Source organism: Arthrobacter sp. YA7-1, assembly GCF_025960325.1.
GTDB classification, from domain to species: Bacteria; Actinomycetota; Actinomycetes; order Actinomycetales; family Micrococcaceae; genus Arthrobacter; species Arthrobacter bambusae_A.
The window spans coordinates 1,505,719-1,523,599 of record NZ_CP110114.1 but is presented as its reverse complement, the minus strand read 5'-3'; the positions used below and the strand labels follow the sequence as shown (position 1 = coordinate 1,523,599).

Below are 17,881 nucleotides of genomic sequence, written 5' to 3'. Positions count from 1 at the left end.
TCTTTTCCTGGCCTGTACGACACCCGGTCATCGATCGAGACCCACGGGCTGCGCCTTCATTATGGAAAGCTTTCCCGGGGATCACTACCGAAGACCGCGAATGCGCGATGCGGTTGAACTCCTGTTAAGTGTTGGATTTAGTTATGGAGAAAAGGCGGCCCGTTCCGCGGAGGATCGGGCCGCCCGAAGTCAAACTAGCGGCGCAGGCCGAGACGCTCGATGAGCGCACGGTAGCGGGCAATGTCAGTCTTCTTGAGGTAGCCCAGCATGCGCTTGCGACGACCAACCATGGCCAGCAGACCGCGCTGGGTGTGGAAGTCGTGCTTGTGCTCCTTCATGTGCTCAGTCAGATCCTTGATCCGCTGAGTCAGGACTGCAATCTGAACCTCCGGCGAACCAGTGTCGCCCTTGGACGTTGCGTATGCCTCGATGATGGACTGCTTAACAGCGGCTTCAAGTGCCACGTGAACTCCTAGAGTTGTGCCGTGCGTCCCGATTCAGCGCCTCGCTGCCGGGTTGTGATGTGCCAATGACCGCACACAAAACAGGTCCAGCCGCCACGGACTGCAGCCGGATCCATCTCTCAGTTTACCGGCAGCCCGGCAATGTTGTCGAAAGCTGCGGTGTGAGCCTCATCAAAGCCAGGGTCCGCTCACTGGCCGATCTCGGTCCGGACGGCGAAAAGCTCCGGGAAGAACGTCAAATCAAGCGCCTTCTTCAGGAAGGAAACACCGCTCGAGCCTCCGGTTCCGGTCTTCATGCCGATGGTCCGCTGCACCGTGCGGAGGTGCCGGAAGCGCCACAGTTGGAAGTTGTCTTCCAGGTCCACCAGTTCCTCACACGCTTCGTACGCCGCCCAATTGTCCGCGGCATGTTCGTAGATGTGCTTGAAAAGGGGCAAGAGCTCCGGGGCGAACTCGTGGGCCACGGTGACGTCCCGGTCCAGGACGGACCGCGGAACGTCGTAGCCGTGCCGGTCCAGGTAGGCCAGGAACTCGTCGTAGATGCTCGGAGCGTGCAGGAGCTCCTCCAGCACGGTCCTGGACTCCGGATCCGAGTCGAACACCGGCAATATCTTGGCGTTCTTATTGCCGAGGATGAACTCGACGGCGCGGTACTGGCTCGACTGGAAGCCGGACGCATTGCCCAGGAAGCCCCGGAACTGGGAGTACTCGGCGGGTGTGAGCGTCGCGAGCACAGACCATTGCTCGGTGAGTGTCTTCTGGATGTGCTTGACCCGTGCGATGGCCTTGAGTGCGGAGCCGAGGTCGTCCTGGCGGAGCCAGGCGGCCGCGCTCCGGAGCTCGTGCAGGACCAGCTTCAGCCAGAGCTCGGTGGTCTGGTGCTGGATGATGAACAGGAGCTCGTCATGGTGTTCCGGTCGGCTGACGGGTTGCTGGGCGCTGAGCAGCAAGGGCAGCTGCAGGTAGGAGCCGTAGCTCATGCGTGAGCTGAAATCCTGGACGATGCCTTCGTCGAGAGGCCGGGTGTTCTTCTCAACGCTCACGGCGCGGGGCTACTTGCTCAGCAAAAGGTCGTGGGCCTGGACGACGTCCAGGCGCATCTGCTCTACCAGGGCCTCGGGTCCGCGGTAGGCCACCATGCCCCGCAGCCTGGCCGTGAATTCCACCACGACGGTTTGGCCGTAGAGGTTGAAGTCCTCCACGGCTTCCTCCGGGCGGTCGATCACGTGGGCTTCCACTTGGCGGCTCACGCCGTCGAACGTCGGATTGGAACCGACCGAAATCGCGGCGGGCCAGCGGGTTCCGGATTCGTCCACGAGCCAGCCGGCGTAGATTCCATCCGCGGGGACGTAGCCCGTGGAGCCGTGGTCCAGGTTCGCCGTGGGAAAGCCCAGGGCGCGTCCCCGCGCGGCGCCGTGGACCACTTCGCCGCGCATCCTGTGCGGGCGGCCGAGGACGGCGGCCGCGGTCTCGACGTCGCCTTCGGCAAGGGCCTCGCGCACCCAGGTGGAGGAACAGCGGCGGTCCGTGCCGCCGTCGTCGTGCACTGGAAAGCCCTCCGCGCCGAACTCATTGACGACGTGGACGCCGAACCCCAGTTCCTTGCCCAGTTCCTGCATGGTGCCGACGTCGCCGGAATTTCCCACACCGAAACGGAGGTCATGGCCCACCACAACGTGAGCCGCGTGAAGCCCCTCCAGCAGGACGTTGACGACGAATTCCTCCGGAGTCATGGCCGCCAGGGTGAGGTTGTATTTCATGACGAGGACAGCGTCCACGCCCGTGTCGGCCAGGGCATCGAGCTTGTCCTGCAGCCCCATCAGGAGCTCCGGTGCGGAGTCCGGCCGGTGGACCAGCGCCGGGTGGGGATCGAACGTCACGACGACGGACCGCGCGCCGTGCTGCTCCGCGGTGCGCAACAGTTGGGTCAGCACCTGCTGGTGTCCGCGATGGACACCGTCGAAGTTGCCGATGGTCACGACGCTGGGACCGAAATCCTCGGGGACCTCGGTGGGATCGTTCCAGATGTGGACCATCAACCTCGCCTTTTACTGCTGGTATTCGCTATGCCCGGCGCCTCGTCCGGCGCCGGAATTCTCTAAGGTTACCCGCTATCCCGTGGCTGGCATGCGCGGGCTGCGGAGCCTCGATTCCTACTGCGGGAGCGGTGCCGGGCGGCGGCGGTAGAGCCACAGCAGGCCCAGGACCGGCAGGATCAACGGCACGAAGCCGTATCCACGTCCGAACAGCGACCACACGGTGTCATGCGGGAAGGCCACAGGATCGAAAAGGCTGATGGCACCAACCACCACCACCCCGAGCATCTCCACGAGGACGGCTGCCAGCGACACCTTGAACCACGCGCGGCCCGGCTTCGCGAGGGACACCGTGGCCACGATGTACACCACTGCGGCGAAGGCCGAGAGGATGTGGGCCAAGGGAGCGTCCGAGAACTTGGTCAAGATCTGATAGCCTGCGCGGGCCGTGGCCGAGATCGCGAAAACCGCGTAGACCGCGATCAGCAGCCTCCCGGGCCCGGTGTTGCGGGTGTCCCGGTTCTTTTTCTCGGTGCTTTCAACAGTCACTTCGTGTGCTTCTTCCAATGTCAGTACCAAATCTGGTTCATGCGGGCCGCCATGACCAATGCGGTGACGCCCACGGCGCCCATGACGAAATTGCTCCAACGGGTCCGTTCCAGGATGGACCAGTACACCGCGACGACAGGGAGTATGAGTGCCGTGATGATGTAGCCCCAGAATTCCCAGGGCTCCCCTGCAATCTTTTCACCCGTCGCCACGCGGATGATCGATCCCACCAGATAGACCAGCAGGACGAGTTCGACGGCGGCGACGGACAGTATGGTGACGTCGTTGGGGGCCTTCTTCATGATGCCCGCCACGACGCAAATGATGGAGGACAGCAAGCCCACTATCAGGACGGCGTAGAAATATCCGTCCATGGCTAATGCACCTGCTTTTCGTTGTCGGGGGCGAACACGAGGACGGGTTTGGCGAAACTCCCGGCATCGGCCAACAACGCCACCAGCTCGCCGGACGGCGAGAACGCGGCAGCCGGGTTTTCGGTGGTGGCCGCATCGGCGGTGCCTGCAGCAGGTCCCGCGGCGATCCTGCGGCCAAAGGAGATCTCGGTGGTTTCGGCCTCGCTCAGCTCCCGGTTGGGCATGAGGGCGCGGGCGGCGGCGGACATGTCGAGGACGTCCAGTTCCTCGGCAAGCTGTTCGAGGGTCCGGGCCTGCTCCAGGGAATACGGTCCCACATGCGTCCGGCGAAGCGCTGTGAGATGGCCCCCGACGCCGAGGGCCTCGCCCAGGTCGCGGGCCAGGGCTCGGATGTACGTGCCCGAGGAGCACTCGACGGTCACATCGATGTCCACCAACCTGCCGTCGTCGACCCTCCGGATGGCGTGGATCTCGAAACGGTGGATGGTCACGGGCCGGGCGGCGAGCTTGACCTCTTGCCCGGAACGGACGCGCGCGTAGGACCGTTCGCCGTTGACCTTGATGGCGCTGACGCTGCTGGGAACCTGCTGGATCTCGCCGCTGAGCTGCGCGACGCCGGCACGGATGGCGTCCTCGGTGACTCCGGCGGCGCTGCGGCTTTCGGTGATGTCGCCTTCGGCATCGTCCGTGATGGTTGATTCGCCGAGCCGGATGGTGGCGGAGTACGTCTTGGAGGTGCCCACGATGTACGTCAGCAGCCGTGTCGCCTTGTTGATGCCAAGCACAAGCACCCCGGTGGCCATGGGGTCCAGGGTCCCCGCATGGCCCACTTTCCGGGTACCGGCCAGTCGCCGCATCCGTCCAACCACATCGTGGCTGGTCCATCCTTGCGGCTTGTCAACGATTACCAGTCCAGAAAGCACGCCTCCCAGTATATCCGCGCCGGAGCATGCATCCCGCTGCGCGCAGCTTCCGTGAACGGCCCGGGACCGCGGCTAAGATGGCTCCCATGCCTGAGCTTGCCGCACACGTCCGCGCAGTGCCCGTGAACCAGATCCGCGAAATCACCGAGGCCGCGTGGAGCACTCCCGGGGCGATTGTCCTCAGCATCGGCGAGCCCGGCTTCGCGCTGCCCCGGCACATCCTGGACGCGGGGATCGCGTGCCTGGACAGGGACGAGACCAATTACACCCCCAATGCCGGGATCCCGGCCTTGCGTGAGGCGTTTGCCGCCCGCTTCCGTGCCCACAACAAGGTGGACGTTGGGGCGGAGCGCGTGTACGTCGTGGACGGAGCCCAGCAGGGACTGCACTTCGCCATGAGCCTGCTCCTCTCCCCCGGCGACGAGATCCTGATTCCCAATCCGGGCTATCCCACCTTTGCCATGACGAGCCATTTGCTGCACGCTGTCGCGGTGCAGTATCCGCTCTACCCCGAGCACGAGTTCCAGCCCCGCATCGAGGACATCGAGGCACTCATCACGCCGCGCACCAAGGTTTTGGTCCTGAATTCGCCGTCCAACCCCCTGGGCGCGGTGATCTGCGAGGAAGCGACGCGCCAGCTCGTGGAATTGGCCGTCAAGCACGATCTGTGGATCATTTCGGACGAATGCTACGAAGCCTTCACCTTCGATGTTCAACACACGAGTCCTGCCCGCTTCGACAGCGCTGTTCCCGGCGAGGCCCGCGTCTTCACCTCCCTGACCTTGTCCAAAACGTACGGGCTGACCGGGCTGCGGATCGGTGCGCTCATTTGCCCGCCGGGCCTGGAACGGAAGATGAACAACGTCATGGAAGCGATCGTTTCCTGCGTGGCTTCGCCCTCCCAGTACGCCGCCGTCGCGGCGCTGACCGGCCCGCAGGACTATGTGGTCACCGCCCGGGAGCATTACCGTTCCAACCGCGACGCCGCCTCGGCGCTGCTAGCGGACAAGGGCATTCCCTACTTGGGCGCCCAGGGCGCTTTCTATCTCTGGGCGGATGTCTCCCATGTGAGCGGCGGAAACGTGCGTGCGTGGGTGCGCCAATTCCTGGCGGAGGCCGGAGTGGCCGTGGCGCCGGGCACCGCGTTCGGTTCCATCGGCGAGGGGTGGATCAGGATCGCTTTGTGCGGAGACCACCAGCAGCTGCTCGACGGCGTCGGTCGGCTTCCGGCACGGTCCTGAACCTCAGTATTTGGTCCGGTTCTTGTGCCCGCGCCAGGCGTCGAAAGGAGCGTCGGAGGCAGGGACCTCCTGATGTTGGACGGGCAGCAGTTCAGGCCTGTTGCCGTCGAAGTATTCGTAGAACACCGCATCGTCGAAGCCTGCGGCCGCGGCCCCGTGCCGGTCCGCGGCAAAGTAGACGCGGCTGACCCTGCCCCAGAGTGCGGCCGAGAGGCACAAAGGGCACGGTTCGCAGCTTGAGTAGAGCACCGAGCCGCTGAGGTCGAAGCTTCCCAGTTCGGACGCGGCCCGCCGGATGGCCACCACTTCGGCGTGCGCTGTGGGGTCGTTGTCGCGGGTGACCCGGTTGACGCCGTCATGGATCCGTCCGTCCGGGGTGACCACGACGGCACCGAAAGGGCCGCCGCCGTCGGCCACGTTTTGCACCGCGAGCCGCACGGCGTGCTCAAGGTAGCCTTCTGGACTCTGAGCTGCATCGTGCGCCGCCATGCTCCGATCTTAGCGACGACCCGTCATTTTGGCCCGGTTTTTCACGGTTAAACAAGCAGGGCCGGATCCGGCAGCTCGTGAGAGTTGCGGATCCGGCCCTGCCCGGGAAGCGCTGGGCTACTTGCCGCCGTCTTCATCGATGTCTTCATCGGCTCGGAGGTCGATGTCTTCTTCGTCAAAATCGTCTTCGTCGATGTCCGCATCCTGCGGGGCATCGCTCTTGTATGGGTCAGCATCGCCTGCGTGCTTGGCGCCGGCGGCCAGCGCTGCCACCTCGGCGTCGCGCTGCTTGGCGGTGCGCAGCAGCTCCTCAAGGTTCGAGGCGTTGACCGGAATGAGGTCGGCAACGAATTCCAAGGTGGGAGTCAGCCGCACGGTGATGTTGCGGCCCACTTCCTGGCGCAAAACACCCTTGGCCTTCTCAAGTGCCCTGGCAGCATCGGCCTGGGCAACTTCGTCACCGAAGACGGTGTAGTACACGGTGGCGTGCTGAAGATCATTGGTGACGCGGGCATCGGTGATAGTGATTCCCTCAACCCGAGGATCCTTGATCCTCCGGCCCAGTGCCTCAGCAACAACAACCTTAATCCGCTGCGCCAACTTGGCAGCGCGTGCCGGATCAGCCATGACATCCTCCTGGATATAGAAAACTTAGCCACGCTCTAAGGCGAGTTTACGACGGAACCGTCGGGTTTCCCGGCGGCCGTTTGGAGCCGATATGGGGGCCCGGGAGTGGCATCTAAGGTGACAGCCGAGGGACCCGATGCGAGCTTGCGAGCATTGGGAAGGCTGCCACCGCTGCCGGAGCTGGGTGGCTGACGTCGCAAGACGTCAGCCACCCAGCGTAGGGGCGGGGCCCCCATATCGGCGGAAAGGGCCGGGGCCGCCGGAAGAATCCAACGGCCCCGCCCTCTATTTTTCGACTTTAGACGCGCGGCTTTTCGCGCATCTCGAAGGTCTCGATGATGTCACCTTCGTTGATGTCGTTGTACGAGCCAAGACCGATACCACACTCGAAGTCCGTACGGACCTCGGTGGCGTCGTCCTTGAAGCGCTTGAGCGTCTCAACGGTGAGGTTGTCACCGATGACCTTGCCATCGCGGCTGACGCGTGCCTTCGTGTTACGGCGGATGATGCCCGAGCGCACGATGGAACCGGCGATGTTTCCGAACTTGGAAGAACGGAAGACTTCGCGGACCTCGGCGGTACCGAGCTGGACTTCCTCGTACTCCGGCTTGAGCATGCCCTTGAGGGCCAGCTCGATGTCATCGATTGCCGAGTAGATGACGGAGTAGAAGCGCATGTCCACGCCTTCACGATCGGCCAGTTCAGCCACCCGCTCGGCGGGCTTGACGTTGAAGCCGATGATGATGGCGTTGTCCACCGTGGCGAGGTTGACGTCGTTCTGCGTGATGGCACCCACACCGCGGTGGATAACGCGCAGTTGAACGTCTTCGTCGCCGACGTCGATCTTGAGCAGGGCGTCTTCGAGGGCTTCGACCGCACCGGAAACGTCACCCTTGAGGATGAGGTTGAGGGTGTCGATCTTGCCTTCGGCCACAGCCTTGTCGAAGTCCTCGAGGCTGATGCGCTTGCGGCGCTTGGCCAGTGCCGCGTTGCGGTCGGCTGCCTCGCGCTTTTCAGCGATCTGGCGGGCCGTACGCTCGTCGGAGGTCACCAGGAAGGTGTCGCCTGCACGCGGTACGTTGGACAGACCCAGGACCTGGACCGGACGGGACGGGAGCGCGACGTCGAGGGCGTTGCCGTCTTCGTCGAACATGGCACGGACGCGGCCGTGGGCCGTACCGGCCACGATCGTGTCACCGACGGCCAGGGTACCGGACTGGACCAGGACGGTGGCCACGGAACCGCGGCCCTTGTCCAGGTTCGCTTCGATGGCAATGCCTCGAGCGTCCTTGTCCGGGTTTGCGCGCAGGTCCAAAGCGGCGTCTGCGGTCAGCAGGACGGCGTCGATCAGTTCGTCGATGTTGATGTTCTGGCGGGCAGAAACCTCAACGAACATGGTGTCGCCACCGTATTCCTCGGGAACCAGGCCGTACTCGGTGAGCTGGCCCTTGACCTTGTCCGGGTTCGCGCCATCCTTGTCGATCTTGTTGACCGCGACGACGATCGGCACGTTGGCCGCTTGTGCGTGGTTGAGTGCTTCCACCGTCTGCGGCATGACGCCGTCGTCGGCTGCGACAACCAGGATGGCGATGTCGGTGACCTTGGCACCACGTGCACGCATGGCGGTGAACGCCTCGTGACCGGGGGTGTCAATGAAGGTGATGTCGCGCGGAGTGCCTTCGTGGACGTGGCTGATCTGGTAGGCACCGATGTGCTGCGTGATGCCGCCGTGTTCGCCGGCAACCACGTTGGTCTTCCGGATGGCGTCGAGCAGTCGGGTCTTACCGTGGTCAACGTGACCCATGACGGTGACAACCGGGGGACGCGGTTCGAGGACGTCGTCGCCTTCGGCTTCCAGTTCGGCATCGAGATCGATGTCGAAGGAGTCGAGGAGCTCGCGCTCTTCGTCTTCCGGAGAGACGACCTGTACCTTGTAGCCAAGTTCGGCGCCGAGCAGGCCGAAGGTGTCTTCGTCCAGCGACTGGGTAGCCGTTGCCATCTCACCAAGGTGGAACAGCACGGTCACCAGTGCGGCGGGGTTTGCCTCGATCTTGTCGGCGAAGTCCGTGATGGACGAGCCTCGACGGAGGCGGACCACGGTGCTGCCGTCGCCGCGGGGTACGGATACGCCACCCAGCGACGGAGCACTCATCTGCTCCAGTTCCTGACGCTTTGCACGCTTCGACTTGCGCTGCTTGCCGCGTCCTGCGCCACCCTTGCCGAAGGCACCTTGGGTACCGCCGCGTCCGCGGCCGCCCTTGCCGAAGCCACCGCCGGCGGGAGCTCCGCCACCGGTGCCTGCGCCAGGAGCGCCGCCCGGACGGCCGGGGCCGCCACCGGGACGGCCAGCGCCACCCGGGCGGCCTGCGCCACCGGGGGCGGGACGCTCGGTGCGGTTGGGCATCATGCCCGGGCTGGGACGGTTTCCTGCGGGGCCGCCCGCGGGACGCGGAGCGCCCGGACGGGGAGCGCCGGGGCGCGGAGCACCCGGACGCGGACCACCGGAACCGGCTGCGGGGCGGGGACCGCCTGCGCCGGCCGCGGGACGCGGACCGCCGGGACGTTCGCCGTCAGTGCGGCCACCGGAACGCGGCATGCCCTGCGAAGTTGCGAAGGGGTTGTTGCCCGGACGGGGAGGACGCTCGCCGTCGCCACGGCCGCGGGGCATGCCCTGCGAGGTCGCGAACGGGTTGTTGCCCGGACGGGGGCCACCGGGCCGCGGAGCCTGGCTGCCCGGACGTGCCGGGGCAGGGGCTTCGGCCTTGGGGGCCGGACGGGCACCCGGCTTGGCGGAAACAGGGCTTGCCGTAGCTGCGGGAGCCGCGGGCGCTGCCGGGGCGGGGGTTTCAGCCTTGGGGGCGGGAACCGGAGCCTTGGGCGCAGCGGGGCCCGGAGCAGGGCGGGATGCTGCGGGTGCAGCAGGCGCAGCGGGTGCTCCAACGCGAGGTGCTGCCGGGGCAGCCGCCTTTGCAGCGCTGGCGCCGGGGTAGGCGTCGCGAAGCTTCTTCACGACCGGTGCCTCGATTGTCGACGAGGCGGAGCGAACGAATTCGCCCAATTCCTGCAGTTTCGTCACTGCATCTTTGGAAGTAATACCGAGCTCTTTGGCGAGCTCATGTACGCGGACCTTGGCCACATTTCTCCTGTCTCGGTCCGCACCGAGCCAGGCACGAACCGTCTAATTCTTACTGCGGGCCCCTGCCACGAACGCGGCGGATAGGCCCTGTGCAGAGCGCAACAAAATTGTCATCGTTGCGCACTCATCGCTGGGAACTCATCGGGTTTCCATCAGTTTTCTGACCCGCTTTCAGGTTTGGACGGTTTTCCTGCTTTCACGGGGGTGTCCGCAGGGGGTATGACTGCCGCCAGGTAGCTTTCGACGGCGGTGACTTCGCTTGCGCCCGCGAGGGCCCTTGAGAAAGCACGCCGTTTGCTTGCCAACGCCAGGCATGTGGTGCTGGGGTGCAGCCACGCACCCCGGCCAGCCATCCGGCGTCGTTCATCCACCAGGACGACGGGTGACCCGCCGCCTTCGGCGACAAGCCGGATCAACTCGCTCCGCTTGCCTTGTTTCCGGCATCCGATGCAGGTGCGCACAGGCTGGTGCCTGGTGTGAAGCAGTTCAGTCACTGGGTGTATCAACCTGCCTCAGTGTCTTTACCTGTCTTCTGCGGTTCTGCTTTGCCCGGCGCGGGCCCTTGCCTTGTTGGGATTGTTGTCCCCACAAGTCGCGAGCACGCCAAAGCGCACGGATACCGGGCATAGGCCCGGTTCCATCTATTCTAAGCCCCCGAGGGCCCGGCCACCGAATCCACAAGGTGCGTGGATCCGGGGCCGGGTACGGTTTGGGGTATTTAGTTGCCCTTGGCCGGAGTGGCGTCAGAGACGATGTCGATCCGCCAGCCGGTCAGCTTGGCTGCGAGGCGGGCGTTCTGGCCTTCCTTGCCGATGGCGAGGGACAGCTGGTAGTCGGGAACAACCACCCGGGCGGAGCGCGTGGCTTCGTCGGTGATAGTGACGGAATTCACGCGCGACGGCGAAAGGGAGTTGGCGATGAAGGTCGCCGGGTCTTCGCTGAAGTCGACGATGTCGATCTTTTCGTCGTTGAGTTCAGTCATGACTGCGCGGACGCGGGAGCCCATTTCACCAATGCACGCACCCTTGGCGTTGATACCGGGGGTGTTGGCTTTGACTGCCATCTTGGTCCTGTGGCCCGCTTCGCGCGCCAGCGCCACGATCTCGACGGAACGGTCCGCGATCTCCGGGACCTCCAGCTCGAAAAGCTTCCGGACGAGGCCCGGGTGTGAACGCGACAGTGTGATGGAGGGTCCCTTGGCGCCGCGGTGGACGTCCACCACAAACGCACGCAGCCGGTTCCCGTGGGTGTACTTCTCCCCCGGCACCTGCTCGGGCGGCGGCAGCAAGGCTTCCACGGAACCGAGGTTCACCTGGATCATGTGCGGGTTGTTGCCCTGCTGGATCAGGCCGGCGACAAGCTCACCTTCACGGCCCTTGAATTCGCCGAGGACGTTGTCGTCCTCGACGTCGCGCAGGCGCTGCAGGATGATCTGCCGCGCGGTGCTCGCCGCGATGCGGCCGAAGCCCGCAGGAGTGTCCTCGAACTCGCCGATGGCTTCGCCGTCGTCGTCGATTTCCGTGGCCCAAATGGTCACGTGCCCGCTCTTGCGGTCCAGCTCGGCGCGGGCCTTTTCGAAAGCGCCCGGGGTCTTGTGGTAGGCCACCAGGAGCGCCTGCTCGATGGTGGGAATCAGGAGGTCCAGCGGGATTTCACGCTCACGCTCCAGGAGTCTCAGCGCACTCATGTCAATATCCATTAGGCCTCCTCGGAAGGTCCGTTGTACTCGTCTTCCAGCACGGCCTCGTTGAGGTGGCTGAACTCTATCTCGACTTTTCCTTGGCGGATCCTGTCGAAAGGAATTTTCACGGGTTCGCCCTGCTTGGGCTTCATGCCCTTCTTGACCTCTTGCTCGGGAACCAGTGTGACGCCGTCGTCGTCGACGGACTGGATCCGGCCTGTCAGGTTCTCGCCCTGGATCACGTTGACTTTGACCATGCGTCCGCGTGCCCGGTGCCAGTGGCGGGGCTCGGTGAGTGGCCGTCCGACGCCGGGCGAGGAGACCTCAAGGTCGTAGGGGCGGCCGTCGGTGCGGGGATCGTTGTCAAGGATGTCCGAAAGGGCCCTGGAGATTTCAGCGATGACGTCCAGGCTGACGCCCCCGGTTTCCTCCTGGGGCAGGTCGATGACCACGTGGACTACCCGGTGCGAACCGGCAACCTGGATGGCAACATCCTCAAGGTAGAGCCGGCTTGCCAGGACAGCAGGCTCCAGAAGCGCCTTCAGCCTGCTCTCCTCGGGGTTGCGGACCTCGTGTTGTGCCGGACTCGTCGGATCCGTTCCAGCCTGGTCTGTTGAAGTCGTGGCTTCCGAATGACTCACTGGCCAGCCGCCTCCCGATAGATGATGTTGTGACTACTAGCTTAACGACATTTACGGCGGCGTGGTGCACGGTGCTTCTCTGCGGGGAGACGCAAGTGGTCCGTGGGCGTGACACCATAGTCTGTTGTGAACCACGAGACTGTTGAGAAACCACGGAGCCGTCGCTGGATGAAAGGCCTCCTCCTGGCTTTCCTCGCAGTCCTCGTCCTCGGAGTGGGCGCCGTCGTTGTCCCGCGGGACGCCGGAAAGCCGCAAGCGGTGCCGTTTTCCGAAACTGCCCGCTCCGCAGCGCTGTCGTCGACCGAGGCGCTTTTGGGCAGCGCCTCGGCCCTGGAGAGCACCGACACTGTGATGTTGCTGACACTCCAGACGCGCGCGCTGCTTCCGCTTCCCGGTTCGTCGCCATCGACCATGCCCTCGGCTTCCACCAGCCCCGGCGCCACCCAGGACCGCCCGACCCGGGCGGCCTTTGTCTCAGAACTCACCTCGAGCGCGTCCCGTCGCTTGGCGGACGCGGCGGACGCCGACGGCGGCATGGCACGGCTGCTTGCCGCCGTCGGGACCGCCCAGCTGCTTGAGTCATCGCGGCTGGCCGTGGCGTGGGGCTTGCCGGCACCGTCGACCCCGGCCGCGGCCGGTTCCGCCCCGACCCCGCCGCCAAGCTGCCCTGCATCGCCGGGTACGTCGACCACTGCACCGACACCCGGAACAGCGCCCACCGCGGCAGATCTGCCGGCCGCCCTGGCTGCCGTCGTCAGCTCCGAGCAGGAGTCGATCTATGCGTACCAGGTGGCCTTGACCAGGCTGGACGCGAAGGCTTCCGCGACGGCAGCCACCTGGTTGGCCCGTCATCAGGAACTGCTCCGTGGAGCGGAAGCCCAGGGCAGGCTGCACTGCATCGCCACACCTCCGCGGGAAGCCGGTTATCGGCTGCCCGCCACTTTCGCCGCCAAACCCGCCCTGGCGCTGGGCAGCATGGAGTCCAGCTCACTGACGGCCTATGCCGACCTCGTGGCGTTGTCGGACGGCGGGACGCGCCAATGGGCCATCGACGGGCTTGTCGACGCCGCGAAACGCAGCCAGGCCTGGGGAACTCCGGTTGGCCCGTTCGCGGGACTTTCCGTCGACAACGCGGCACTGCCGCCGCTGCCGTCAGGAACTCCGTCTCCATAGGAAAGCCTTTCTTTGCTGGCGGCAGCCGTCCCGGAGTGTTTGGCTTGTACCATGGCTTCCATCGAAACTGCAGCCCTGCATGAAAACGAACCACACGCCAACGACCTCGCCCACCGGCTCAACTGGCTTCGGGCCGGAGTCCTTGGCGCCAACGACGGAATCGTCTCCGTTGCCGCCATCGTGGTGGGCGTCGCCGGCGCCACGACGAGTACCGGCGCCATCCTCACCGCTGGAGCAGCCGGTCTCGTGGGCGGTGCGGTGTCCATGGCACTCGGCGAGTACGTATCCGTCAGCAGCCAAAGCGACAGCCAAAAGGCACTCATCGAGAAGGAGCGCCGGGAACTCGCCGAGGAACCCGAAGAAGAGCTGGCCGAACTGACTGCGATCTACGAGGCCAAGGGCCTGCGTCCTGAAACCGCGCGGAAAGTGGCCGTCGAATTGACGGAACACGATGCCTTGGCCGCCCACCTTTCCGCCGAATTGAACATCGACGAGGACGACATCGTGAGCCCGTGGCATGCGGCCTTCGCCTCCGCCATTGCCTTCACCCTCGGCGCGGTACTGCCCCTGCTCGCGATCCTGCTCCCGCCCCCGGGCCTGCGTGTACCCCTGACCTTCATTTCCGTGCTGCTCGCGTTGGCCGTCACGGGAGCCCTTGGAGCATGGATCGGCGGCAGCTCGAAGACCCGTGCCGCCGTGCGGGTCGTCATCGGCGGAGCCCTTGCGCTGGCCGCGACCTTCCTGATCGGAAGCCTCTTGGGCTCCTCCGGAGTGGTCTGAACCACTCCGGGACCGGCTTGGGTAGTCTGACAGTGATGACTACCTTCGTTTCCATCCCTGGCGACCTCCAGGCACGCTACTCCCGCACAGCGGAGGGGCGCGCGTGGCTCTCAGGGCTGCCCGGGCTGATCAACGCGAGCCTGGAACGTTGGCAGCTGTCCGTCGACCTGGAACCCGGCGCGGAACCATGGAATGGCCATGGCGGCATCGTCATTCCGGTCCTCTACGACGGTGCCCGTTCGGTGCTCAAAATAGCGTTCCCGCACGAGGAGGCCCTCGTCGAACGGCATGCCCTGGCCCTGTGGGGAGGCAACGGAGCCGTCAGGCTGCTCGACGCCGATGCCGCCTCCTGCGCGATGGTCCTGGAGCGGCTCGACGCCGTCAGCTGGCTGCAGGGCGCCCGGATGGATGAAGCGCGCGACGTCTGGGGAACGCTCGTGCGGGAACTCAGCATCGAGCCGGACGAGCGGTCCGAATGGAAAGAGTTTGAGCACATCGCGGCCCGGGCCGAACGCTGGAGCGATGAGTTGCCTGCCGATTGGGAGCACCTGGGCCAGCCCTTTCCCCGGTGGCTCCTCGAAGCCGCTTTGGAGGTATGCCAGACGCGGGGCGCAGTAGGTCGGCGCTCGGGCCGGGACGTGCTGGTGCATTGCGACCTGCATTTCGTGAACATCCTCCCCCATCTCAACGGCTCCCCCGGTGGCGCGTTCAAGGGGGCGGGGTCAGCGGGCAAACGCGCCTACGTGGCGATCGATCCGCAACCGATGATCGGTGAGGCGGAATTCGCCGTCGCCCCGATCCTGTGGAACCGCATCCGCGATCTCTCCAGGACGGCGCCGGAAGTCGCCCTCCTGGAGCGCTGCGCGGATTTCAGCAGCGCGGCCGGCCTGGACGGCGAAGCGGCCCGGGAATGGAGTTTGGTCCGCGAGGTCGAAAACGCGCTGTCGTATGCCGGCAAACCACGCCATGAAGGCGATCTGGCGCGCTCCTTGTGGGTGGCCAGCACCCTTGCGGGACGGCCGCTGGACGGGCTGCCCGCAGCGCACGACCTTCCCGAACCGGGACAGCCCGCCTCGAGCTAGCGTCAGACTTCCGCGGCTTCGCGCCGGCGATCGCTCCCGGCGTCCGTAACGCTACGTGGCGACGTAGTCGTTCCAGACATCCATGCCGAGTTTGATGATCAACGCGCCGACGACGATCAGGAACACGATCCGTACAAAGCCGCTGCCCTGTTTCACGGCGGTCCGGGCGCCCAGGTAGCCACCGGCCATGTTCGACAGGCCCAGCACTGCGCCGACGCCCCACAGCAGTGATCCGTGCGGCAGGAAGAACAAGAGGGCTCCGGCGTTGGTGGCCATGTTGACGATCTTCGCCTTGGCGCTGGCCTCGAGGAACGCATAGCCCATGGCGGAGACGAGGGCGATCACCAGGAACGAGCCTGTTCCGGGACCTATCAGACCGTCGTAGAACCCGATCACCGCCCCGATGGCGCACGCCACGACATAGTGCGTGTGGCCGTCGTGACGCAGGGCCGTCAACTCGCCTGCGTTGGGCCGCAGCGCGGTGAAGAGCGCGACGGCGATCAGCGCCACCACGATGATGGGTTTGAACACGCTCGCGGGAAGGTTGGCTGCCAGGACGGCACCGCCGAAACTGCCCGCGAGGGCAATCACCGCCATCGGGATGGCCGTCTTGAGGTCAGGACCGACCCGGCGGTAATAAGTGACCGCGCTCGTTGTCGTCCCGAAGATGGAGCCCATTTTGTTGGTGGCCAGCGCCTGGACCGGGGTGATCCCCGGAACCAGGAGCAAGGCGGGGAGCTGGATCAGTCCCCCGCCGCCCACCACGGCGTCTATCCAGCCGGCAGCGAATCCGGCCACCACGATCATGATGAGCGTGGTGAGCTGGACCGACTCGAAGCCGGAGATCACTTCTGGCGTACGGCGTTGACCACGTAGTCGGCAGCCTTCTCGACTGCCACGTTCTCGGCCTCTCCGGTACGACGGTCCTTGATCTCCACAACGCCGTCCACCAGGCCGCGGCCGACCGCCACGATGGTGGGGACGCCCACGAGCTCGGCGTCGCCGAACTTCACGCCGGGGGAAACCTTGGGGCGGTCGTCGTAGATCACGTCGAGGCCGGCGGCTTCGAGTTCGGCGGAGAGCTTTTCCGCCGCCGCGAAGATTTCCTCGCCGCGTCCGACGGCGACCACGTGGACATCCGCGGGGGCCACGGAGCGCGGCCAGATCAAGCCACGGTCGTCGTTGTTGGCCTCGGCCAGGGCGGCCACGGCACGGGTCACGCCGACGCCGTACGAGCCCATCGTGACCACGACCTGCTTGCCGTTCTGGTCAAGGACCTTCAGGTCGAGGGCTTCGGCGTACTTGCGGCCGAGCTGGAAGATGTGGCCCATTTCGATGCCGCGCGCAGTCTCCAAGGGACCGGAGCCGTCCGGGGCTTCGTCTCCCGCGCGAACCTCGGTGCATTCGATGACGCCGTCCCAGGCGAAGTCGCGCCCGGCGACGAGGCCGAAGACGTGCTTGCCGTCTTCGTTCGCGCCGGTGACCCAGCTGGTGCCCGGGACAACCCGGGGGTCCACCAGGAAGAGCAACTTGGACGTGCCTTCGAGGCCGAGCACGGCCTCGCCGAGGACCAGGCCCGGGCCGATGTAGCCCTTGACGAGTTCCGGGATCTTCCTGAGGTCGTCCTCGTTGGCCGCTTCGAGGCCGATCTCTCCGGCAATGGGCAGGAATGAACCGATATTGGCTTCGACGCGCTTGAGGTCCACGGCGCGGTCTCCGGGGACGCCGATGACCACGATCTGGCGCTCACCGGTGGGCAGCGTGACGGCGAGGACCACATTCTTGAGGGTGTCGGCGCCAGTCCAGCCGCCGCCGTCGGAATCGCTGCGGGGGGCGAGCTGGTTGGCGGCCGCCACCAGGGTTTCGATGGTGGGCGTGTCAGGCGTGTCCAGGACGCGTGCTGGAGGCGCGTTGCTGAAATCGATGTCGGCCGGGACCACGGTGGTCACGGCTTCGACGTTGGCCGCGTACCCGCCTGCCGAGCGCACGAAGGTGTCCTCGCCGATCTCGGTGGGGTGCAGGAACTCCTCGCTCTTGGATCCGCCCATGGCGCCTGCCGTGGCGGCAACGGGGATGACCTCAAGGCCGAGGCGCTCGAAGATTTTCAGGTACGCGGCGCGGTGGGCCGCGTAGCTCGCGTCCAGGCCGGCGTCGTCGACGTCGAAGGAGTACGAATCCTTCATGATGAATTCGCGGCCGCGGAGGAGCCCCGCGCGGGGACGCGCTTCGTCGCGGTACTTGTTCTGGATCTGGTAGAGGCTCAGCGGCAGGTCCTTGTACGAGGAGTACAGGTCCTTGACCAGGAGGGTGAACATTTCCTCGTGGGTGGGCGCGAGAAGGTAGTCGGCACCCTTGCGGTCCTGGAGCCGGAACAGCCCCTCGCCGTATTCGGTCCAGCGGTTGGTTGCCTCATACGGTTCCCGGGGCAGCAGTGCCGGGAAGTGGACTTCCTGGGCGCCGATGGCGGCCATTTCCTCGCGGATGATCTGCTCGACCTTGCGCAGCACACTCAGTCCCAAAGGCAGCCACGTGTAGATGCCGGGCGCGGCACGGCGGATGTAGCCCGCGCGGACCAGGAGTTTGTGGCTTGCGACTTCGGCGTCGACGGGATCTTCACGCAGGGTGCGCAGGAACAGCTGGGAGAGGCGAAGGACCACGGGGCAGAATCCGTTTCTATGGCAAGAG

The 17,881-nt window shown here is 65.6% G+C and carries 18 protein-coding genes; 4 read left to right on the top strand and 14 right to left on the bottom strand.

Going from position 1 to position 17,881, the window contains the following annotated elements; genetic code table 11:
* Nucleotides 1–194: 194 nt before the first annotated feature.
* The 6 genes from rpsO to truB form a co-directional block, all read right to left on the bottom strand.
* Nucleotides 195–464: a 30S ribosomal protein S15 gene (gene rpsO, locus OIT41_RS07125; protein ID WP_028266602.1), complete on the bottom strand. Its 270-nt coding sequence runs from the start codon at nt 462–464 to the stop codon at nt 195–197.
* 188 nt (nt 465–652) lie between these two features.
* Nucleotides 653–1,507, bottom strand: a complete 855-nt coding sequence (kynA, locus tag OIT41_RS07120; RefSeq protein WP_264637657.1) for a tryptophan 2,3-dioxygenase — start codon at nt 1,505–1,507, stop codon at nt 653–655.
* 9 nt (nt 1,508–1,516) lie between these two features.
* The gene (locus OIT41_RS07115; protein ID WP_264637656.1) at nt 1,517–2,500 is read right to left on the bottom strand and encodes a bifunctional riboflavin kinase/FAD synthetase; all 984 of its coding nucleotides are present in this window, start codon (nt 2,498–2,500) and stop codon (nt 1,517–1,519) included.
* A 117-nt stretch (nt 2,501–2,617) separates the two neighbouring features.
* Nucleotides 2,618–3,067, bottom strand: a complete 450-nt coding sequence (locus OIT41_RS07110; protein ID WP_078105693.1) for a hypothetical protein — start codon at nt 3,065–3,067, stop codon at nt 2,618–2,620.
* 2 nt (nt 3,068–3,069) lie between these two features.
* Nucleotides 3,070–3,423 carry a hypothetical protein gene (locus OIT41_RS07105; protein ID WP_241708782.1) on the bottom strand — a complete coding sequence of 118 codons (354 nt, stop codon included), beginning with the start codon at nt 3,421–3,423 and terminating at the stop codon, nt 3,070–3,072.
* 2 nt (nt 3,424–3,425) lie between these two features.
* The gene (gene truB, locus OIT41_RS07100) at nt 3,426–4,346 is read right to left on the bottom strand and encodes a tRNA pseudouridine(55) synthase TruB (protein WP_241708780.1); all 921 of its coding nucleotides are present in this window, start codon (nt 4,344–4,346) and stop codon (nt 3,426–3,428) included.
* 86 nt (nt 4,347–4,432) lie between these two features.
* Here truB and OIT41_RS07095 point away from each other — a divergent pair, with 86 nt between their 5' ends.
* Nucleotides 4,433–5,587 (top strand): pyridoxal phosphate-dependent aminotransferase, encoded by a 1,155-nt coding sequence (locus OIT41_RS07095; protein ID WP_264637655.1) that lies wholly within the window; start codon nt 4,433–4,435, stop codon nt 5,585–5,587.
* A 3-nt stretch (nt 5,588–5,590) separates the two neighbouring features.
* Here the strand turns inward: OIT41_RS07095 and OIT41_RS07090 are convergent, their stop codons facing one another.
* The 6 genes from OIT41_RS07090 to rimP form a co-directional block, all read right to left on the bottom strand.
* On the bottom strand, nt 5,591–6,076 hold the full coding sequence (locus OIT41_RS07090) for a nucleoside deaminase (protein WP_241708776.1): 486 nt from the start codon (nt 6,074–6,076) through the stop codon (nt 5,591–5,593).
* Nucleotides 6,077–6,193: 117 nt separating this feature from the next.
* Nucleotides 6,194–6,703 carry a 30S ribosome-binding factor RbfA gene (gene rbfA / locus OIT41_RS07085; protein ID WP_078105698.1) on the bottom strand — a complete coding sequence of 170 codons (510 nt, stop codon included), beginning with the start codon at nt 6,701–6,703 and terminating at the stop codon, nt 6,194–6,196.
* A 298-nt stretch (nt 6,704–7,001) separates the two neighbouring features.
* Nucleotides 7,002–9,839 carry a translation initiation factor IF-2 gene (infB, locus tag OIT41_RS07080; RefSeq protein ID WP_264637654.1) on the bottom strand — a complete coding sequence of 946 codons (2,838 nt, stop codon included), beginning with the start codon at nt 9,837–9,839 and terminating at the stop codon, nt 7,002–7,004.
* A 152-nt stretch (nt 9,840–9,991) separates the two neighbouring features.
* Nucleotides 9,992–10,333 carry a YlxR family protein gene (locus OIT41_RS07075; RefSeq protein ID WP_171983387.1) on the bottom strand — a complete coding sequence of 114 codons (342 nt, stop codon included), beginning with the start codon at nt 10,331–10,333 and terminating at the stop codon, nt 9,992–9,994.
* Nucleotides 10,334–10,557: 224 nt separating this feature from the next.
* Nucleotides 10,558–11,538 (bottom strand): transcription termination factor NusA, encoded by a 981-nt coding sequence (gene nusA, locus OIT41_RS07070; protein ID WP_078105700.1) that lies wholly within the window; start codon nt 11,536–11,538, stop codon nt 10,558–10,560.
* Nucleotides 11,538–12,161 carry a ribosome maturation factor RimP gene (gene rimP / locus OIT41_RS07065; protein WP_078105701.1) on the bottom strand — a complete coding sequence of 208 codons (624 nt, stop codon included), beginning with the start codon at nt 12,159–12,161 and terminating at the stop codon, nt 11,538–11,540. Before rimP ends, nusA begins: the two co-directional genes overlap by 1 nt.
* Nucleotides 12,162–12,329: 168 nt before the next feature.
* Here rimP and OIT41_RS07060 point away from each other — a divergent pair, with 168 nt between their 5' ends.
* From OIT41_RS07060 to OIT41_RS07050, 3 genes are read left to right on the top strand one after another with little or no spacing between them, the layout of a single operon-like run.
* Nucleotides 12,330–13,334 carry a DUF4439 domain-containing protein gene (locus tag OIT41_RS07060; protein ID WP_264637653.1) on the top strand — a complete coding sequence of 335 codons (1,005 nt, stop codon included), beginning with the start codon at nt 12,330–12,332 and terminating at the stop codon, nt 13,332–13,334.
* 51 nt (nt 13,335–13,385) lie between these two features.
* Nucleotides 13,386–14,114, top strand: a complete 729-nt coding sequence (locus OIT41_RS07055) for a VIT1/CCC1 transporter family protein (RefSeq protein WP_264637652.1) — start codon at nt 13,386–13,388, stop codon at nt 14,112–14,114.
* A 35-nt stretch (nt 14,115–14,149) separates the two neighbouring features.
* Entirely contained in the window at nt 14,150–15,196 is a 1,047-nt protein-coding gene (locus OIT41_RS07050; RefSeq protein ID WP_264637651.1) for an aminoglycoside phosphotransferase family protein, read from the top strand.
* A 51-nt stretch (nt 15,197–15,247) separates the two neighbouring features.
* Here the strand turns inward: OIT41_RS07050 and OIT41_RS07045 are convergent, their stop codons facing one another.
* Nucleotides 15,248–16,045 (bottom strand): sulfite exporter TauE/SafE family protein, encoded by a 798-nt coding sequence (locus tag OIT41_RS07045; RefSeq protein WP_264637650.1) that lies wholly within the window; start codon nt 16,043–16,045, stop codon nt 15,248–15,250.
* Complete coding sequence (locus OIT41_RS07040) at nt 16,042–17,853, bottom strand: proline--tRNA ligase (RefSeq protein ID WP_264637649.1); 1,812 nt, start codon at nt 17,851–17,853, stop codon at nt 16,042–16,044. The genes OIT41_RS07045 and OIT41_RS07040 overlap by 4 nt, the downstream gene beginning before the upstream one ends.
* Between the last annotated feature and the right edge of the window lie 28 nt (nt 17,854–17,881).

Bases quoted from the DNA above. Each gene is read 5' to 3' on its own strand.
- nusA (WP_078105700.1), bottom strand. From the start codon at position 11,538: ATGGATATTGACATGAGTGCGCTGAGACTCCTGGAGCGTGAGCGTGAA.
- OIT41_RS07115 (WP_264637656.1), bottom strand. From the start codon at position 2,500: ATGGTCCACATCTGGAACGATCCCACCGAGGTCCCCGAGGATTTCGGT.
- OIT41_RS07095 (WP_264637655.1), top strand. From the start codon at position 4,433: ATGCCTGAGCTTGCCGCACACGTCCGCGCAGTGCCCGTGAACCAGATC.
- OIT41_RS07105 (WP_241708782.1), bottom strand. From the start codon at position 3,423: ATGGACGGATATTTCTACGCCGTCCTGATAGTGGGCTTGCTGTCCTCC.
- OIT41_RS07090 (WP_241708776.1), bottom strand. From the start codon at position 6,076: ATGGCGGCGCACGATGCAGCTCAGAGTCCAGAAGGCTACCTTGAGCAC.
- OIT41_RS07060 (WP_264637653.1), top strand. From the start codon at position 12,330: ATGAAAGGCCTCCTCCTGGCTTTCCTCGCAGTCCTCGTCCTCGGAGTG.
- OIT41_RS07050 (WP_264637651.1), top strand. From the start codon at position 14,150: ATGACTACCTTCGTTTCCATCCCTGGCGACCTCCAGGCACGCTACTCC.
- OIT41_RS07055 (WP_264637652.1), top strand. From the start codon at position 13,386: ATGGCTTCCATCGAAACTGCAGCCCTGCATGAAAACGAACCACACGCC.
- rbfA (WP_078105698.1), bottom strand. From the start codon at position 6,703: ATGGCTGATCCGGCACGCGCTGCCAAGTTGGCGCAGCGGATTAAGGTT.